The following is a 16,684-nucleotide window of genomic DNA, read 5'->3' as shown; positions in this document are numbered from 1 at the left end:
CGGGGACGTGGACATCCCCGAGTTGCGCCGGGCGCGGCCGCCGGAAGTTCGGTGGGTGAGTCGCAAGGCGATTTTGCCGGGCGCCGCCGAACTGGCGGAGAACCCGCGCAGCCGCAGCGCGCAGTTGCGGGTGATGGAGAAAATTTAAAATGGCACGCAATCGCAAACATCAAACGGCGGCGGTCCGGTTCGGACCGGCGCTGCGGGCGTTTGTGCTGTGCATGCTCATTGGCGGTTCAGGCGTCGGTTACGTCTGGCAGAAGAGCCAGATCGACAACCTGGCCAAGCAGATCAAGCAGCGCGAGCAGCGCCTGGACGAGTTGAAGCTCAGCAATGAAAAGCTGCGCAAGCAGCTCGCCATGCTGCAGTCGCCGCCGCAGCTTGAACGTCGCGTGCGGGAGCTGAATCTCGGCCTCGTGCCGGCGGCGCCCATGCAGGTGATGCGCCTGGTCGAGCCCGCGCCGGAGCCGGCCGTGCCCGAACCCGCGCACGAAACCCAGTATGCGGCGCGTCAAGGGACGCTGGCCGTGCCCTGATTGTATGAAACTTTTTTGCCGCCACCCGCGCCGCGGTCGGATGAGGAACCGGCCGCCGCGGGTGGCCGGCAACGCGCCCGGGTGGCCGGCGCGCGCCCGAACGACCCGAAAACACCTTAGCACTTTTGCCCCGCCGCCCGTGTCGCCGTCGGATGAGGAACCGATGGCCGCGGGCGGCTGGTGGCTTTGATCATGGCCAAACGACTGCAATTTTTCCGCGTGCTGATGCTGGTGCTCCTGCTGGGCCTCGGCTTCGCGGGGCTCATCTACCGACTGGTGGATTTGCAGGTGCTGCGCCACGATGAACTGGCCCAGCTCGCCCAGCAAAATACGCAGCGCGAATTCCTCCGTGAGGCGCGCCGCGGCGACATTCTGGACGTCAAAGGCAATCTGCTGGCGACGAGCGTGTTTGTTAAAACCGTCTGTGCCGATCCGGTGCTGCTGGGGAACCGGCAGGCGGACGTGGCCCGCGCCGTGGCGCCGGTGTTGCAGCTCGATGCCAACGAACTCTACGCCCGGCTGCTGCCCCAGGTGCGCACGAACCAGTCCGGTCAGGTCATCACCAACCGCTACGTTGTGCTCAAGCGCAAGGTGCCGGTCGAGACCTGGCAGAAGGTTCAGGAGGCCATGGCGCATCTCAATTTCAGCGTCGATGAAAACCACCTGTCCAAGTCCGAGCGCACCTTCCTGCGCGACCTGCGCAGCAAGGCGGTCTTCGCCGATTCGCTTGACGACCAGTTGCGCGTGTATCCCAACCAGCAACTGGCGGCGCACGTGCTCGGTTACGTGGGCACCGCAGAAAAGGAATACAACGGCGAGCGGATCATTGAGACGACCGGCATGTATGGCATCGAACGCGCGCTCAACTCCAAGCTCAGCGGCGTGCGCGGCTGGCGCATCACCGAAACCGACAACCGCAAGCACGAAGTTGTCTGGCTGCGCGACCAGGACGTCGAACCGCATGACGGCTGCAACGTCGTGCTGACGATTGATTCGGTCATTCAAAACATCGTCGAGAACGCCCTGCAGGAGGGCATGCAGAAATTCTCGCCCATCAGCATTTGCGGGGTTGTCGTCCGGCCGCGCACAGGCGAAATCCTGGCCATGGCGACGCTGCCAACGTTTGACCCGAACAACCTCGGCGCGTCCACGCCGGACGACCGGCGCAACCGCGTCATTTCCGACATCATGGAGCCGGGCTCGACCTTCAAGATCGTGGTTGTGTCCGGCGGCTTGAACGAAAAGGTCGTGCGGCTTTCCGATTCGTTCTTCTGCGAGAACGGTCATTTTGCCTATGGCGGCCGCGTGCTGCACGACCACGAATCCTACGGCAATCTGACCGTCGAGCAGATCATCACCAAATCGTCCAACATCGGGGCGGCCAAGATCGGCATCGCGCTGGGCGAGGACCGGCTCTACAACTACATTCGCACCTTCGGCTTTGGCGACCGCACGGGGATTTCGCTGCCGGGTGAAATCTCCGGCCTCGTGTATCCGCCGAAAAGCTGGAGCAAGGTTTCGATCGCCCAGATTCCCATGGGGCACGGCATCGGTGTCACGCGGTTGCAGATGGCGATGGCGATGGCGACACTGGCCAACAAGGGCGTCCTGATGCGCCCCATGCTGGTGGACCGGTTGGAGGACGCGCAGGGAACCGTGCTGGCCAAGTATGCGCCGCAGCCGGTGCGGCGGGTCGTCAGTGAAGAAGCCTGCCGGGACATCGTGCAGGCGCTGAAAACCGTGCCCACGCCGGAGGGCACGGCCCCCAAGGCGGCCCTGGACCACTACACCGTGGCCGGCAAAACGGGCACCGCCCAGAAGGTGGAACACGGCACTTACGTTTCCGGAAAATACTTCGCCTCGTTCATCGGCTTTTTCCCGGCGGACAATCCCGAGCTGTGCATTTCCGTCGTTTTGGATCAGCCCAAGGGCAGTTACTACGGCGGTCAGACGGCCGCTCCCATCTTTCATGAAATTGCGGAACGCGCCGCCAGCTATTTGAACATCCGGCCCGACCGAGCGGAGGAGCCCGGAAAGCCGGGAGTGTTCGACGCCGGAGCGGAAGGCCGTCCGATCCGGACGGCCTCCGCCCGGTTGGTAAACGACTAAACCCAGGACGCCCATGAACACCCAGATGCAAATCTCGCACCGGTTGTTTGCCGCCGCCGTCACGGAAGGCGCCGCGCCGCGCCGGTCGCCGGTCCGTCCCGACAAACCGGTGGTGGTGGACGTGGAACACGGGGCGCCGAAGCCAACCTGGGCCAACGGTCGTCCGGTGCCGACGCATCCTTCGCTGGCCAGCAGCCACTGGCTCGCGCCGGACGCGACGTCGAAGCCATCCGCCTGACAGTGCGCCGGGGTGGAGAGGGCAATTGAATCTGAAGCAAACCTGTGGAAGCTCGTCCGTTAAAATTTATCACCGAAGCCTGCGGCGGAAAAATCGTTGCGGGTGATGCCGGGCGGCTGGTGCAACGCGTGTGCACCGACTCGCGCCAGGTGCAGGCGGGGGATTTGTTCATCGCGCTGGCCGGCGAACGGTTCGATGCCCACGACTTTCTGCCGGACGTGGTGAAAAAGGCCGCGGCTGTGCTTGTGCGGACCGGCCGCGCGCCCGCGGACCCGCAATCTTGCGCCGTGATCGAAGTGGCGGACCTGCGGGCGGCCCTGGGGCAAATTGCCGCGGCGTATCGGCGTGACTTTGCGTTTCCCTTCATCGCGGTCGGCGGCTCCAACGGCAAGACGACCACCAAGGAACTCATCGCCGCGGTGTTGCGCCAGCGGTTGGCCACCGTGTGGAGCGAGGCGAGCTTCAACAATGACATTGGCGTGCCGCTGACCCTGCTGCGCGTGGACGCGAGCCATCAGGCGGCGGTGCTCGAAGCGGGCACCAATCATCCGGGCGAACTCCGGCCGCTGCTGCAAATGATTCAGCCGCGTTTCGGCGTCATCACCAACGTCGGCCGCGAGCATCTGGAATTTTTCGGCGACCTCGCCGGCGTCGCTCAGGAGGAAGGCGCGCTGGCGGAAGCGCTGCCTGCGGATGGCACGCTTGTCCTGAACGGCGACGATGCCTTCGCGGCCCGGCTGGCGGCCCGCAGCCGGGCGCGCGTGGTGCGCGTCGGGTTTGGTGAGGCGAACGACTGGCGCGCTGCGTGGGCGCGTTTGAGCAAGGACGGCGCGACGTTCCGGGTGACGGCGCCCCGGCCGGAATTCAACGGTGATTACCGGGTGAATCTGCTCGGCCGTCATCAGGTTAATAACGCGTTGTTCGCCCTGGCGCTTGGCGCCGAACTGGGCCTGACGGCGGCGGAATTGCAACGCGGCCTCGCGGAGTGCAAACCGGCGAAGATGCGCCTGCAACTGTTCGAACAAGGCGGCGTGCGCGTGTTGGACGACGCCTACAACGCGAACGCCGATTCGGTGCTTGCCGCGTTGCAAACGCTCGCGGAACTGCCGTGCAAGGGCCGGACCGTGGCGGTGCTGGGCGACATGGCCGAGTTGGGCGCGCACACCGAAGCCGCTCATCGTGAAGTTGGCCGGCGTGCCGCTGAACTGGGCATTGGCCAGTTGATTGCCGTCGGCAAACAGGCGCGCTGGACCGCGGAGGGCGCGCGCGCGGCCGGGCTGCATCGCGTGCTGGAATTCGCGGACGTCGAATCGGCCGCGGGGGCCGTGAAAAATTTTCTCAAGCCGGGGGACCTGCTGTTGTTGAAGGCCTCGCGGGCGGCGCGGCTGGAACGAATCACCGAGCAGTTGCGCCAGCTCGAACCGGCCCTGAAGAACTGATGCTTTACTCGCTCACACAATGGTTGCTGGACGCGGTGCATGACACGGCCTGGGCGGAACGCCTGTCGGGGCTGCGCCTGTTTCGCTACATCACGTTCCGCACGGCGGGCGCGGCCATCACGGCATTGCTGCTCAGCCTCGTGCTCGGGCCGGCGGTCATCCGGTGGCTGAAGGGTTTGAAGTTCGGCCAGGATTACGCGGACAAGGCGGAGGTCGGGGGCGACCTCAAGGCGCGCATCCTGAGCAAGCGCGGCACGCCCACGATGGGCGGCATTCTCATCATCGGCGCGCTCGACGTCACGGCGTTGCTGTGGGCGCAGTTGAATCCGCTCGTGCTGCTGACGTTGCTGTCGGTGGCGGTGCTGTGCGGGCTCGGATTTTACGACGACTACGCGAAGATCACCAAGCAAAGCGGCGGCGGCGCGGCGTCGCACGTGAAGCTGATCGTGCAGTTTGCGCTGGCGGCGTTCATCGGGATTTATCTCTGGGCGAATCCGTCCACGACGAAGCTCGTGACGGAGATCATGGTGCCGTTCGAGAAGCATCCGGTGCTGACCGGCGTGGCGACATTGGGCGTCATCCTCACGGTGTTCACGATTGTGGGAAGTTCCAATGCGGTCAACCTCACCGACGGGCTTGACGGGCTGGCCATTGGCTGCACGCTGATCGTTTCGTTTGTGTTCCTGTTCCTGACGTATCTGGCCGGCAATTTCAAAACCGCCAGCTATTTGCAAATTCCCTACGTGGCCGGGGCGGGGGAATTGACGGTGATTTGCGGCGCGATGATTGGCGCCGGGCTGGGATTCCTGTGGTTCAACTGTCATCCCGCGCAGGTGTTCATGGGCGATACCGGCTCGCTGCCGTTGGGCGGCGCGCTGGGCATCATCGCGGTGCTCATTCATCAGCCGTTCGTGTTGGTCATCGCAGGTGGCGTGTTCGTGATGGAAGCGACGTCGGTGATGCTGCAGACCGGGTGGTTCAAATACACCCGGCTGCGCTACGGGACGGGCCGGCGCATCTTCCTCAAGGCGCCCCTGCATCATCATTTTGAAATGAAGGGCTGGTATGAATCCCAGGTGGTGGCGCGGTTTTACATCCTTTGTTTTCTCTTTGCCGTGGTGGCGTTGAGCACGTTGAAGATTCGTTGATGGGCAAGGCATGCTGGACTTGACTGACAAAAACATCCTCGTGGTCGGCCTCGGTGGCCGCGGGCGGGCGGCGTGTCGCCTGCTGCGACAGGCCGGCGCGCGCGTGGTTGGCGTGGACGGGGCTGACACGGCCGCGTTGCAGGCCAACACGGCTGCGCTGCGGACGGAAGGTGTGGCTGTGCATCTGGGAGCCACAACCGCGCCGGCGGGGGCGTTTGAACTGGCGGTGGTGGCGCCGGCGGTGCTGCCGAACTCGCCGTTGTATCGCGATGTCCTGGACCGTGCGATTCCGGTGATTGGCGAACTGGAACTCGGCTACCGGCTGGCCAAGTGTCTCACGCTGGCGGTGACGGGAACCAATGGCAAGAGCACCACGGCGGAATTGATTGAGTGCCTTTTGACGGCCGCACATCGGCGAACGTTGACCGCCGGGCAGCGTTCGCGTCCGGTGTGTTCAGCGGTGGAACAAACCAAGGAACTGGATCATCTAATCCTGCAGGTCAAGGTCCAGCAGCTTGAGCGGGTGGAGTTCTTTCGTCCGGCCGTGGCGGTGTTGTTGAATCTGGGCTCGGATCATTTGAACCGCTATGCGACGGCGGACGAATACGTCCGCACGATGGCCCGGGTGTTTGTGAATCAACAGGCATTTGACTGGGCGATTGTTCAAAGTGAAGCAATGGTCCGGATGCGCAGCTTGAAACTGGAGGTGCCCTCCAAGCTGGTCACATTCAGCGCCACCGATGCCACGGCGGATATTTTCCTGGATCGAGGTTTGATTCTCAGCCGGATGCCGCACTGGGAGGGACCGTTGCTGGACATGGCCCAATGCCGGCTGTGCGGGCCGCACAATGCGGAAAATCTCATGGCTGCACTGGCGGTCGGTCATGCGCTGCGCGTGCCGCTCGAAGCGATGGTGGACGCGGTCAAGTCGTATGCGGCCGGGCCGCACCGGTTTGAAGCGGTGGCCGAAGCGAACGGCGTGCAATTCATCAACGATTCCAAGGCGACCAATCTCGATGCCACGTTGCAGGCGTTGCGCACGGTCCGGCCCGGCGCGGGCGGCCAGCCCAACGTATGGCTGATCGCGGGCGGACGCGGCAAAGGCCTTGATTACCACGGCGCTGGACCGCTGTTGAGCGCCCGCGTCAAGGGCGCATTTTTGATCGGCGAAGAGGCGGAAAATCTTCGCGCGGCGTGGGGGTTGTTTACTCCTTGCACCCCCCTCGGTTCACTGTTAGAAGCTGTGTCCGAAGCGGCGCGACACGCATCAGCAGGGGATGTGGTTCTGTTATCGCCCGCCTGTTCAAGCTTCGACCAGTTCCGTGATTATCAGCATCGCGGCGAAGTCTTTTGTCAGGCGGTCAAATCCATATATGGGGGTGCGCCCGAGGCCAACCCCAACATGCATGGTGGATTGACCTCGGACAGTCAGTCGGAGGCCGCGGAAAGCGCAATTTAGCAAACAGTTTTGCCCGGACTTTTGAGGTCAAGATGCCGGGCGAAGGAAATCAAACAACAATACCAATACACCTCAGAGAAAGGACGCTCTCGAGCGCCAACGCCAAATGAATAGCCATCCATTGTTCTCACCCGAATCGCCTGCGAGCGACGCCAAGCAGGCCGGTCGCAGTCGTGTCAAAATCGCCTTCTTTTCGGTCCTTGCGGTTCATGTTGCCGCTTTGATGGCGTTGCTCATGACGCAGGGATGCAAGCGCGAAGTGCCCCAGGAAAACACCGACCTGCCGCCGGAAGTGCCCATGATGGACACCAACACGCTGCCGCCCGCAGACACCAACATGCTCCCGCCGGACGTGACGTCCAATGTGGCTTTGCCGCCCGAAGTGCCGCTCCCGCCGCCGACCACGCAGGTGACGCCGCCGCCGACCACCGGGGTCACACCGGTGCCGATGACGCCGCCGACGACGGCGGGCGGTTCGGAATACGTCATCAAAGCGGGGGATTCGTTCTACACCATCGCCAAGCAAAACGGCACGAGCCTGAAGGCGATTCAGGAAGCGAATCCCGGCGTGGATCCGCGCCGGCTGAAGATCGGCCAGAAGATCAATCTGCCCGCGCCCTCGGCGGCGCCGACCACCTCGGCGGTGCCGATGGCGACCAGCAGCGACGCGAACACTTACACGGTGAAATCCGGCGACACGCTCTCGCGCATTGCTTCGCGTCACGGCACCACAATCAGCGAACTCAAGTCACTGAACAATTTGTCCACCGACCGGATCAAGGTGGGCCAGAAATTAAAGCTGCCGCCCAAGCCGGCGCCGGCGCCCGTCGTTCCGACGATGCCGCCGCCCACGGCCCAGCCGGCTCCGATGGTGCCGCCGCCCACCGCACCGCCTGCGGGTCAGTAATCCTTTGGTTCTCCCACCGGCTGCCGGGCGCACCGGCCCGGCAGCCGGTGGTCGAGAGAGGTATGAAGGTTGCCGTCACATTGCTGGTTTTTTGCGTTGCCGCCCTCCTCGCGTTGGGGATGGTGATGCTCTACAGCTCCAGCATGACCCAGGTGGGGGCGCGTTACCTGGTGATGCAATTGATCTGGTGCGGCCTGGGACTGGTGGGGTGCGTCGCCATGGCGTCGATTGATTACGCGCTCTTGCGGCGCTTCGCATGGCCGTTGATGATTTTCGTGCTGATCCTCCTGGCGTTGGTATTGGTGCCGCATGTGGGCCTGCGCGTCAACGGCGCACGGCGCTGGCTGGGTTACGGTGGCCTCCGGCTTCAACCTTCCGAACTCGCCAAGCTGGCCATCATCGTGGTGCTCGCCTGGTATTGCGAACGCTACCAACGCCAGATGCGCATCTGGAAGCGCGGCATCATCATTCCGGGCCTGATTGTCGCGCCAGCCTTGATGCTGATTTTCATCGAGCCCGACCGCGGCACAACGATTCTCATGGCGGGCGTGATTTCCGTGATGCTCCTCATCGCGGGTGTGCGCTGGCAGTATTTTGCCGTGCCGGCGTTGCTCGGCGGTGCCGGTCTGGGACTCTCGCTGTGGCACGACCCGATGCGGATGAAACGCATCTTTGCATGGCTCTATCTGGAGGAGAACAAGTCGGGCGTCGGCTATCAGGCGTATCAGGCAATGCTGGCGCTGGGTTCCGGCGGCTGGTTTGGCCTCGGTCTGGGCAACGGCCGGCAAAAGCTCGGTTTCGTGCCGGAGCACCACACCGATTTCATTCTCTCCATCATCGGCGAGGAACTTGGTTTGGTGGCCACGATGCTGGTGGTGCTGGCGTTCGTGCTCATCATCATCTGCGGCATTTACATTGCGTTGCACGCCCGCGACAACTTCGGCCTGATGCTGGGGTCCGGCATCACCTTCCTCATTGGTTTTCAGGCGTTCATCAACATTGGCGTGGTGACGAGCGCGCTGCCCAACAAGGGCCTGCCGCTGCCGTTCATCAGTTATGGCGGATCCAACCTGCTGATGATGCTGACCTGCATCGGGGTGTTGCTCAGCGTGGCGCGTCAGGCCCGGGAATCCGTGGCGGAACCGGCTACCGTGCTGGCGCCCGACAACCCTTTTGCTCCCCGCACCGCATGAGCCAGACGCCGGACAACGCACCCCGGATCGCCATTGCCTGTGGCGGCACGGGTGGTCATCTGTTCCCCGGCCTCGCCGTGGCGCGACAGCTGGCTCAACGCGGTTGTGCTGTCACCTTGCTGGTCTCGCCCAAGGACGTGGACCAGCAGGCGCTGCAGGCTGCGCCGGAGTTCGCGGCGGTGACTCTGCCCGCGGTCGCCCTGCAACGCGGCAGCCGGCTGGCCTTTTGCCGCGGCTTTGTGCGTTCGTATTTCGCCGCGCGCCAACTCTTCCAGTCCACTTCACCGCACGCGGCGCTCGCTATGGGCGGATTCACCAGCGTTCCACCGGTGCTTGCGGCGCGTCGGGCCGGTGCCCGCACCTTTTTGCATGAGTCGAACACGGTTCCTGGCCGGGCGAACCGGCTGCTGGCGCGGTGGGTGGATACGGCCTTCCTCGGCTTCCCCGAGGCTGCCGCGCGCTTGAAAACCCGCCAGACCGTTTTGACGGGAACGCCCGTTCGCCCGCAATTTCAACCGCAGGATTCCGCCGCCTGTCGGCGGGCACTTGGCCTGGATCCCCAACGGCCCGTGGTGCTCGTGATGGGCGGCAGCCAGGGGGCCAGCGGCGTGAACGAACTCCTGCTGCGTTCGCTGCCGCGGCTGGCGCGCACCGCACCCCAATGGCAGTGGCTCCACCTGACCGGACCGAACGACGGCGACAAGGTGCGTGCCGCCTATGGCTCCGTCCGCTTGACAGCGCTGGTGCATCCATTCTTGAGCAGGATGGAACTGGCGCTCGGCGCGGCCGACGTGGCCGTGACCCGCGCGGGGGCTTCCTCCCTGGCGGAACTCGCCGCCTTGCGCCTGCCGGCCGTGCTGGTGCCGTTGCCCACGGCCGCCGACAATCATCAACATTTCAACGCCGCGGCCCTGGAGCAAAGTGGTGCGGCACGCCGGCTCGACCAGACGACGGCCACTCCGGAACAGTTGGTGCGCGCGTTGGAGGAACTCATGGCGCCTGGCCCGGTCCGTCAGGAAATGCAGGCGGCGCTCGCGCGCTGGCATGCGCCCAATGCGGCGGCGGACATTGCGACGCAGATTTTGACGACGTTGCCAGTTTCACAGCGGTCCAACCTCCCAACGAGTCCAACGGTGGCCGGTCCGGCGCGCCCGCCGCGCAGTCCCGCCCACGAATTGGAGGTGGCGGCATGAGCACGACGGTAGCGGATTCTATGCGGGCACCCGGAGAACTCGCTCAACGACTGGCGGCCGGCTTGTCGCCCGGCTCGGTTGTGCGCGCGCAAGAGCCGCTGGCCAAACGCACCACGCTCCGGGTCGGCGGTCCGGCGGACCTCTACGTGGAGCCGGCAAACGAAGCCGACTTGACGGCGGCCCTGCAATTTGCGCAGGCCGAGGCGCTGCCGGTGTTCGTCCTTGGTCGCGGCTCAAATTTGCTCGTGCGCGACGGCGGCGTGCGTGGCCTCGTGCTTTGCCTCGCGCAGCCGCACTTTGCGCGGGTGGAGGTGGCGGGCGACCGGCTGATCTGCGGCGCCGGCGCGCGCTTGAAGGCCGTGGCCATCGAGGCGAAGCGGCACGGCCTTGCGGGGCTGGAATTTCTGGAGGGCATTCCCGGCAGTGTGGGCGGCGCGTTGCGCATGAATGCCGGCGCCTACGGCAGCGAAATGTTCCGCGTGTTGGCTTCGTTGCGTTGCCTGGATTACACCGGCGCGGTGCAGGAGCTGGCGGCGGCCGACGTGCCTTCGCTGTATCGCAGTTGCCCGTTTTTCAAGACGCATATCGCCGTGAGCGCCGTGCTGCAAGGGCAGGGCAGCGAACGATCGGTGGTTGAAGCGCGCATGAACGAGTTCAGCCAGAAGCGCTGGGCGTCGCAGCCCGCTGCGCCGAGCGCCGGCTGCATGTTCAAGAACCCGGCAGCGATTCCGGCGGGCCGGCTGGTGGATGAACTCGGCTTGAAGGGCACGCGGGTGGGCGGCGCCAGGGTGTCGCAAGAACATGGCAATTTCATCGTCAACGACGGCACCGCGACCGCGGCGGACGTGCTGGGGCTGATCGAACTGGTCAAGGCCAAAGCGCGCGCGGAGCGCGGCATTGAACTCGAAACCGAAGTGCAAATCATTGGAGACGGAGTATGACGCAGGCCTGGAACATTACCGTCATGCTGGGCGGCCCGAGTGCGGAACGCGAGGTGTCGCTGGCCTCCGGCGCCGCCGTGGCGCGCGCCCTGCGCTCGCTTGGGCACCGGGTCACCGAACTCGACCCGCAGCCCTGCCACTGGACCCTGCCGGATCACACCGACCTGGTTTTCCTCGCGTTGCATGGCACCTACGGCGAGGACGGCACGGTGCAGGCGGAATTGGATCACATGAACGTGCCCTACACGGGGTGCGGCGCCGAGGCGAGCCGCATCGCGTTTGACAAGGTGATGACGAAGAACCGTTGTGCGGCGACCGGCGTGCCGGTGGCCAAATCGCTGCTGCTGGATTCGCCCGACACGCCGTGGCCGAAGAACTGGACGCCGCCGGTGGTCGTCAAACCCGTGCGCCAGGGTTCCAGTGTCGGCCTGCAATTTGTCGATCGCGTCGAGGACTGGCCGGCGGCATTGAAGGAATCGTTCAAGCACGATTCCCACCTGCTCGTCGAGCCGCGCATCATCGGCGCGGAATGCACGGTCGGCATTCTGGGCGACCGCGCCCTGCCGGTGGTCGAGGTGCGTCCGCATTCTGGCGCCTACGATTACCGCAGCAAATACACGAAGGGCGAAACGGATTACCTGTGCCCGGCCCCGCTCGATGCCGAGACGACCGCCCGCGTGCAGTCGGCGGCCTTGGGCGCGTTTCGAGCAGTCGGCGGCCGGGATTATGCGCGCGTCGATGTCATGGTCACCGCGGCGGGGGAGCCGGTGGTGCTCGAAGTCAACACCCTGCCCGGCATGACCGAAACCAGCCTGCTGCCCAAGGCGGCCGCGGCGGCGGGATTCACTTATGAGGCGCTGTGCCAGCGCATGGTGGAACTCGCGATGGCGCGCGCCATGGCGGCGGCATTGTGAAATTTAAAATGTGGTTCAAACGAAAAGCCCGCAACCGGCGTTTGCACGGCGGCACCGTGCTCGATGTCAAGCTGCGCTCCGATCAGGCGCGGGCCACGCGCACCCGGGCCCTGGCCATCGGCTTGAGCGTCCTCTTTGGCACGGTCTTCTGTTTTTACCTGCTCTGGCGCGCGGGTTTACTCGCGGTCAACGAGCTCGTTTACCAGAACCCCGCCTTTTCCATCGCGGAAGTGGATGCGCGCACGGATGGCGTCATCCTGCCCGATCAAATCAAGCGCTGGGCCGGGGTGAAAATCGGCGACAACCTCATGGCGCTGGACCTCGCGCACGTGAAGCGCGACCTCGAACTGGTGCCCGTCATCCAGTCGGTGACGGTGGAACGCGTGCTGCCGCGGGTGTTGCGCATCCGCGTCACGGAACGCCAGGCCGTCGCGGAGGTCAACGTCGCCCGGCCGCGTCCGGGCGGCGGACTGCAGGTGGTGGCGATGCAGCTGGACGCCGAAGGCTACGTCATGCTGCCGCTGGATCCGCGCCTGCGCACGACGCCGCTGGGGCAGCCCGAGGAGCCGTTGCCGGTGCTGACGGGCGTCAACATCTATGAACTGCAGACCGGCCGGCGGGTCGAGTCGCCCCAGGTGCGCGCGGCGCTGGAATTGATCGCCAAATTCAACGAATCGCCCATGGCGGCGCTGGTGGTTTTGAAACGCGTGGATGTCACATCGCCGGACGTGCTCGTGGCCACCACGGGGCAGGGCAGCGAGATCACCTTTGGCCTGCGGGAACTCGACCAGCAACTGCTGCGCTGGCGCGAGATTTATGACCAGGGCATGCGCTATCGCCGCGCGATTGCCACACTCGATCTGGCGGTTCCGAACAATATTCCCGCGACCTGGCTCGAAGCGAGCGCTGTGCCCGCACCGACGCCCAAGCCGGTCAAACCCACCCGCACCCGCAGACGCAATGTTTGATTCATCCTCCATCATCGTCGGCCTCGAAATTGGCACGTCCAAGGTTTGCGCCGTCGTCGGCGAACTGAGCGACGAAGGGGCCCTGAACATCATCGGCATCGGGCAGGCGCCGTCGCGCGGCGTGCGCAAGGGCGAAATTGTCGATGCCCCGGCGGCCGAGGAAACCATCCGCGAAGCCATCGTGCAGGCCGAGGCGATGGCCGACGTGGAAATCCGCAGCGTTTACCTCGGCGTGACCGGCGGCCACCTCCGCGGCTTCACCAATCACGGCGTGCATCCCGTTGTGTCGGCGGACCGCGAAATCACGCAGGACGACGTGGACGACGTGGTGAAAAATGCCAAGTCGGTGAATTTGCCGGCCGAGAACTCCATCATCCACGCCATCCGCCAGCACTTCGTCGTGGACGGCCAGACCGGGGTGACCAATCCTGTCGGCATGCTGGGCGCGCGGCTCGAGGTGGACGTCCACGTGGTGCACGGCAACACCAACCGCATTCACAACGCCGTGCGCGCCGTGAAGGGGCTGCAACTGGAGGTCGAGGCGGTGGTTTACAACGGACTCGCGGCCTCGCTTGCCGTGTTGACCAACGAGCAGAAGGAAACGGGCGCGCTGGTCATCGACCTCGGCGGCGGCACGACCGATTACGTCGTCTACATGGACGGCATCATCAAGCACACCGGCACGCTGGCCGTCGGTGGCGACCACGTATCCAACGACCTCGCCTTCGGCTTGAAGGTGCCGCTGGGCCGGGCGGAGGCGCTCAAGATCGAGCACGGCACGGCCATTTTTGACGCGGCCGTGCGCGGGGAAATGATCACGTTCAAGAGCGCTTCGACCGGCTTTGACCGGTCGGTGTGCAAGGAGCATCTCCAGCTCATCATGGCGGCGCGCCTCGAGGAAACCTTTCAGTTGATTGCCGAGGACATCGAGCGCGCCGGGCTGCTGAATTATCTCGGAGCGGGCGTGTTCCTTTGCGGCGGCGGGGCGCGCATCCCGCGCGTGGCCGACCTCGCCGGACAAGCGTTCGGGCTGCCCATTACCTTGGGGCGCACCAACTGCATCAACGGCATCAAGGCCGCGCTCGATCACCCGGAATTTGCCACGGCCATCGGGCTGGTCCGCTTCGGCTCCTTTCAGCAACGCAAACCGCGGGCGGGCCATCCGCTGGCGCAAACCGTGAAGAACACCTTGGGCAGCCTTTTCCGGCGTGGTTGAGCCGCGCCCCTGCAAGCCATGAACACCGACCAAACTTCCTCGCTCTCCATCCGCTTCCTCGGCGTCGGCAACGCGGGCGCCGCCATGCTGGACCGGCTCCTGGCCCGCTCGCTGCCCGGCATCGGCAGCGCGGTGATCGACACCGACGAAGCCTCCCTCGCGGCATGCGCGGCCGCAGAAAAAGTGTGCCTGGAAGCCCGGACTTTCCGCGGCCTCGGCACGGGCGGCGACCCCGAACGCGGCCGGGAACTGGCCGAGGAACAATTCGGCCGGCTGAAGTCCCTGTGCGAGGGGGCGCAGGTGGTTTTTCTCTTTGCCGGGCTCGGTGGCGGTGTCGGCAGCGGCGCTGCTCCCGTGGTGGCCCGGGCCGCGAAGGAATGTGGCGCGCTGGTTTTGGGCTTTGTCGCCCTGCCGTTCGACTTCGAAGGTGCCCGCCGGATGCGCCAGGCGGAACGCGCGCATGACGCACTGCGCGAATTTGCCGACGGCGTGGTGGGCTGGCCCAACCAGAAAGTGTTCAAGCTCGTGGACGAAAGCACCACCGTCGCGGACACGCTGCGCCTCGCCAACGAGCGCATGGCCGACGGCGTCTGCGGTTTGTGGCGGTTGCTGACGCAGCGGGGCCTGATGGACGTGCAGTTCACGGACCTGTGCGCCGTCCTGCGCAATGCCCATCAGGATGCGTTCTTTGCCGCCGTCGAGGCGGCCGGCTCGTCCCGTGCCGCCGTGGCGGCGGAGATGCTGCTGGCGCATCCGCTGCTCGAAGGCGGCGCGGCGCTCGCGGGCACCAGCGCCGTGCTCGTTGGCATTTCGGCGGGCGCGAATTTGACGATGGCCGAAGTGGGCCGCGTCATGGAGGCGGTGAACAGCCGCTGCGGCGAGGCGCAGGTGTTCGTTGGCGCAGCGGAGGACGCCACGCTTGGGGACCGGCTGCACATTACGCTGGTGGGCGCCCGGCCCGGCGCGGCGGCGGTGGAACCGCTCGAAGCGCCCAAACTGCGGCGCGGCCGGCCGGCGCCCGGCGAACTGGAATCCGAAATTGAACCCGAATTTTTGGAGAAACGAGCCACCCCGCGGCCGCGTTCCCGTTATGTGGCGCCCCGGCCTGACATGTCACCCGACCAGGTGGAGGAACTGGCCCGGCGCCAGGCGTCCGGCAATTTGCGCGGCCGCAAAACGAACGCCAAGATGCGTCAGGGCCAGCTGCCGCTGGAGATTGTTTCCAAGGGCCGGTTCGACAAGAGCGAGCCCACCATTCGCGATGGTCAGGATTTGGATGTGCCGACCTTCGTGCGGCGCAACATGGTGTTCAATTGAGGGCGTGGCGCGCGGGGGAGCGCTTTGGTAGAATTGACTAAGCGCTATACGTCAAATCAAGACGCTCTATTGAGTGTTTGTGCGAATAAACACTGCCTCTTGGATCTTTTGGAAGCACGCTTCGTAAATCTTTGGATCGATAATTGGTTTATCGCTCTTTGATTTCATTCCGTAGCCCGAAGAATCTTCCCTTTGCTCAACAAAATTTAACCGGATAAAAGTTCTATCCGCTCCAAATTCTTCGACAAACGCAGTCGCCTCTGTATTGCTCATGTGCATGCCGAAGAAGGCCACATTCTTCGTCGGGCTCGATGCGGTAATCAGGCCCGTCTGAAAATCGGCTGCTTTGATGATATACCCAAGATCCTGAAAGACTGATACAGTCGCAGCGAAAGCTACCTTTTTAGAAGTTGAGAATTCCTTTCTCTGAAAGGCCTGTAACTCTAACGAATTCTTTTGTGGGGCACCACCGCTTACGCAGCCAGATAAAGTGCCAACCGCTAAACAGAAAAGTAGAACTTGAACTGGTTTCATGGTGTGTTCAAAAACTTGAATACATGCTGTTGAAGTCTGAGACGACCTTGTTGCTGTCAAACTTGATTATGAGGGTCATGGTTTTTGAAGACTGTTCAAAACCACTCGTTCCACCGCCAAACAGAATAACCGTCGCGTAGCCACCTGCTTCTCGTGACACGGTTGCGTGTTTCTGGTAAGTCCATACCTCACGACCTTCGCCATCAATCGTGGCAATATTTGGAGCCCCAAATTTCTCCAAAACTTCCGCTTGTGTTGTAACCCCTTTCTTCAGGCTTAGCTGAACGTTCCCATGGGTGTAGGCACTATTCTTTTCGATCGAATCCGTATGTGGACTTGGCACCGAGCAACCGAATAGGAACAAGACCAAGATGGGAAGGACCTTAAACACCTTCGGGAAGCAGCTCATAAACGCAATCTACCGAGAGAGATTGGGCCTCACCCGGTTTGATGGACACCTTGGAGGGGCGGTGCGCATAGGTGTTTTAGTTTAGTTGCAGTTCAAAGTCCACCGGGCTCTGGTAACCGAGGGCGCTGTGGCGCCGTTCCCGGTTGTAATACCGTTCCGCGAA

17 protein-coding genes are annotated in these 16,684 nt (G+C 64.0%); 15 read left to right on the top strand and 2 right to left on the bottom strand.

The window, feature by feature from the left end; translation table 11 throughout:
• Positions 1-7 precede the first annotated feature (7 nt).
• From mraW to VFV96_14000, 15 genes are all read left to right on the top strand, one after another.
• The gene (gene mraW, locus VFV96_14070) at positions 8-148 is read left to right on the top strand and encodes a 16S rRNA (cytosine(1402)-N(4))-methyltransferase (GenBank protein HEU5071525.1); all 141 of its coding nucleotides are present in this window, start codon (positions 8-10) and stop codon (positions 146-148) included.
• Position 149: 1 nt separating this feature from the next.
• Complete coding sequence (locus tag VFV96_14065) at positions 150-536, top strand: hypothetical protein (protein HEU5071524.1); 387 nt, start codon at positions 150-152, stop codon at positions 534-536.
• A gap of 192 nt (positions 537-728) precedes the next feature.
• On the top strand, positions 729-2,645 hold the full coding sequence (locus VFV96_14060; protein ID HEU5071523.1) for a penicillin-binding protein 2: 1,917 nt from the start codon (positions 729-731) through the stop codon (positions 2,643-2,645).
• Positions 2,646-2,658: 13 nt separating this feature from the next.
• A complete protein-coding gene (locus VFV96_14055; GenBank protein ID HEU5071522.1) occupies positions 2,659-2,883 on the top strand; it encodes a hypothetical protein in 225 nt (74 codons plus the stop codon).
• Positions 2,884-2,927: 44 nt separating this feature from the next.
• The gene (gene murF, locus VFV96_14050) at positions 2,928-4,322 is read left to right on the top strand and encodes a UDP-N-acetylmuramoyl-tripeptide--D-alanyl-D-alanine ligase (GenBank protein HEU5071521.1); all 1,395 of its coding nucleotides are present in this window, start codon (positions 2,928-2,930) and stop codon (positions 4,320-4,322) included.
• Positions 4,322-5,470 carry a phospho-N-acetylmuramoyl-pentapeptide-transferase gene (gene mraY, locus VFV96_14045; GenBank protein ID HEU5071520.1) on the top strand — a complete coding sequence of 383 codons (1,149 nt, stop codon included), beginning with the start codon at positions 4,322-4,324 and terminating at the stop codon, positions 5,468-5,470. Before murF ends, mraY begins: the two co-directional genes overlap by 1 nt.
• 10 nt (positions 5,471-5,480) lie before the next feature.
• A complete protein-coding gene (murD, locus tag VFV96_14040) occupies positions 5,481-6,929 on the top strand; it encodes a UDP-N-acetylmuramoyl-L-alanine--D-glutamate ligase (GenBank protein ID HEU5071519.1) in 1,449 nt (482 codons plus the stop codon).
• Positions 6,930-7,152: 223 nt separating this feature from the next.
• Positions 7,153-7,836, top strand: a complete 684-nt coding sequence (locus tag VFV96_14035) for a LysM peptidoglycan-binding domain-containing protein (protein ID HEU5071518.1) — start codon at positions 7,153-7,155, stop codon at positions 7,834-7,836.
• Between the two features lie 62 nt (positions 7,837-7,898).
• Positions 7,899-9,029, top strand: a complete 1,131-nt coding sequence (gene ftsW, locus VFV96_14030) for a putative lipid II flippase FtsW (protein HEU5071517.1) — start codon at positions 7,899-7,901, stop codon at positions 9,027-9,029.
• Entirely contained in the window at positions 9,026-10,222 is a 1,197-nt protein-coding gene (murG, locus tag VFV96_14025) for an undecaprenyldiphospho-muramoylpentapeptide beta-N-acetylglucosaminyltransferase (GenBank protein HEU5071516.1), read from the top strand. The genes ftsW and murG overlap by 4 nt, the downstream gene beginning before the upstream one ends.
• On the top strand, positions 10,219-11,163 hold the full coding sequence (gene murB, locus VFV96_14020) for a UDP-N-acetylmuramate dehydrogenase (protein ID HEU5071515.1): 945 nt from the start codon (positions 10,219-10,221) through the stop codon (positions 11,161-11,163). The genes murG and murB overlap by 4 nt, the downstream gene beginning before the upstream one ends.
• Positions 11,160-12,077, top strand: a complete 918-nt coding sequence (locus VFV96_14015) for a D-alanine--D-alanine ligase (protein ID HEU5071514.1) — start codon at positions 11,160-11,162, stop codon at positions 12,075-12,077. Before murB ends, VFV96_14015 begins: the two co-directional genes overlap by 4 nt.
• Positions 12,078-12,085: 8 nt before the next feature.
• Positions 12,086-13,045: an FtsQ-type POTRA domain-containing protein gene (locus tag VFV96_14010; GenBank protein ID HEU5071513.1), complete on the top strand. Its 960-nt coding sequence runs from the start codon at positions 12,086-12,088 to the stop codon at positions 13,043-13,045.
• Positions 13,038-14,261 (top strand): cell division protein FtsA, encoded by a 1,224-nt coding sequence (gene ftsA, locus VFV96_14005; protein HEU5071512.1) that lies wholly within the window; start codon positions 13,038-13,040, stop codon positions 14,259-14,261. Before VFV96_14010 ends, ftsA begins: the two co-directional genes overlap by 8 nt.
• A gap of 18 nt (positions 14,262-14,279) precedes the next feature.
• Entirely contained in the window at positions 14,280-15,578 is a 1,299-nt protein-coding gene (locus tag VFV96_14000; GenBank protein ID HEU5071511.1) for a cell division protein FtsZ, read from the top strand.
• Between the two features lie 66 nt (positions 15,579-15,644).
• Here the strand turns inward: VFV96_14000 and VFV96_13995 are convergent, their stop codons facing one another.
• Together VFV96_13995 and VFV96_13990 are read right to left on the bottom strand one after the other, a co-directional pair.
• Positions 15,645-16,112 carry a hypothetical protein gene (locus tag VFV96_13995; protein HEU5071510.1) on the bottom strand — a complete coding sequence of 156 codons (468 nt, stop codon included), beginning with the start codon at positions 16,110-16,112 and terminating at the stop codon, positions 15,645-15,647.
• 7 nt (positions 16,113-16,119) lie between these two features.
• On the bottom strand, positions 16,120-16,521 hold the full coding sequence (locus VFV96_13990; protein HEU5071509.1) for a hypothetical protein: 402 nt from the start codon (positions 16,519-16,521) through the stop codon (positions 16,120-16,122).
• Between the last annotated feature and the right edge of the window lie 163 nt (positions 16,522-16,684).

It is taken from the genome of Verrucomicrobiia bacterium, assembly GCA_035765895.1.
Taxonomy (GTDB): domain Bacteria; phylum Verrucomicrobiota; class Verrucomicrobiia; order Limisphaerales; family DSYF01; genus DSYF01.
This window is presented reverse-complemented; position numbering and strand designations above follow the sequence as displayed.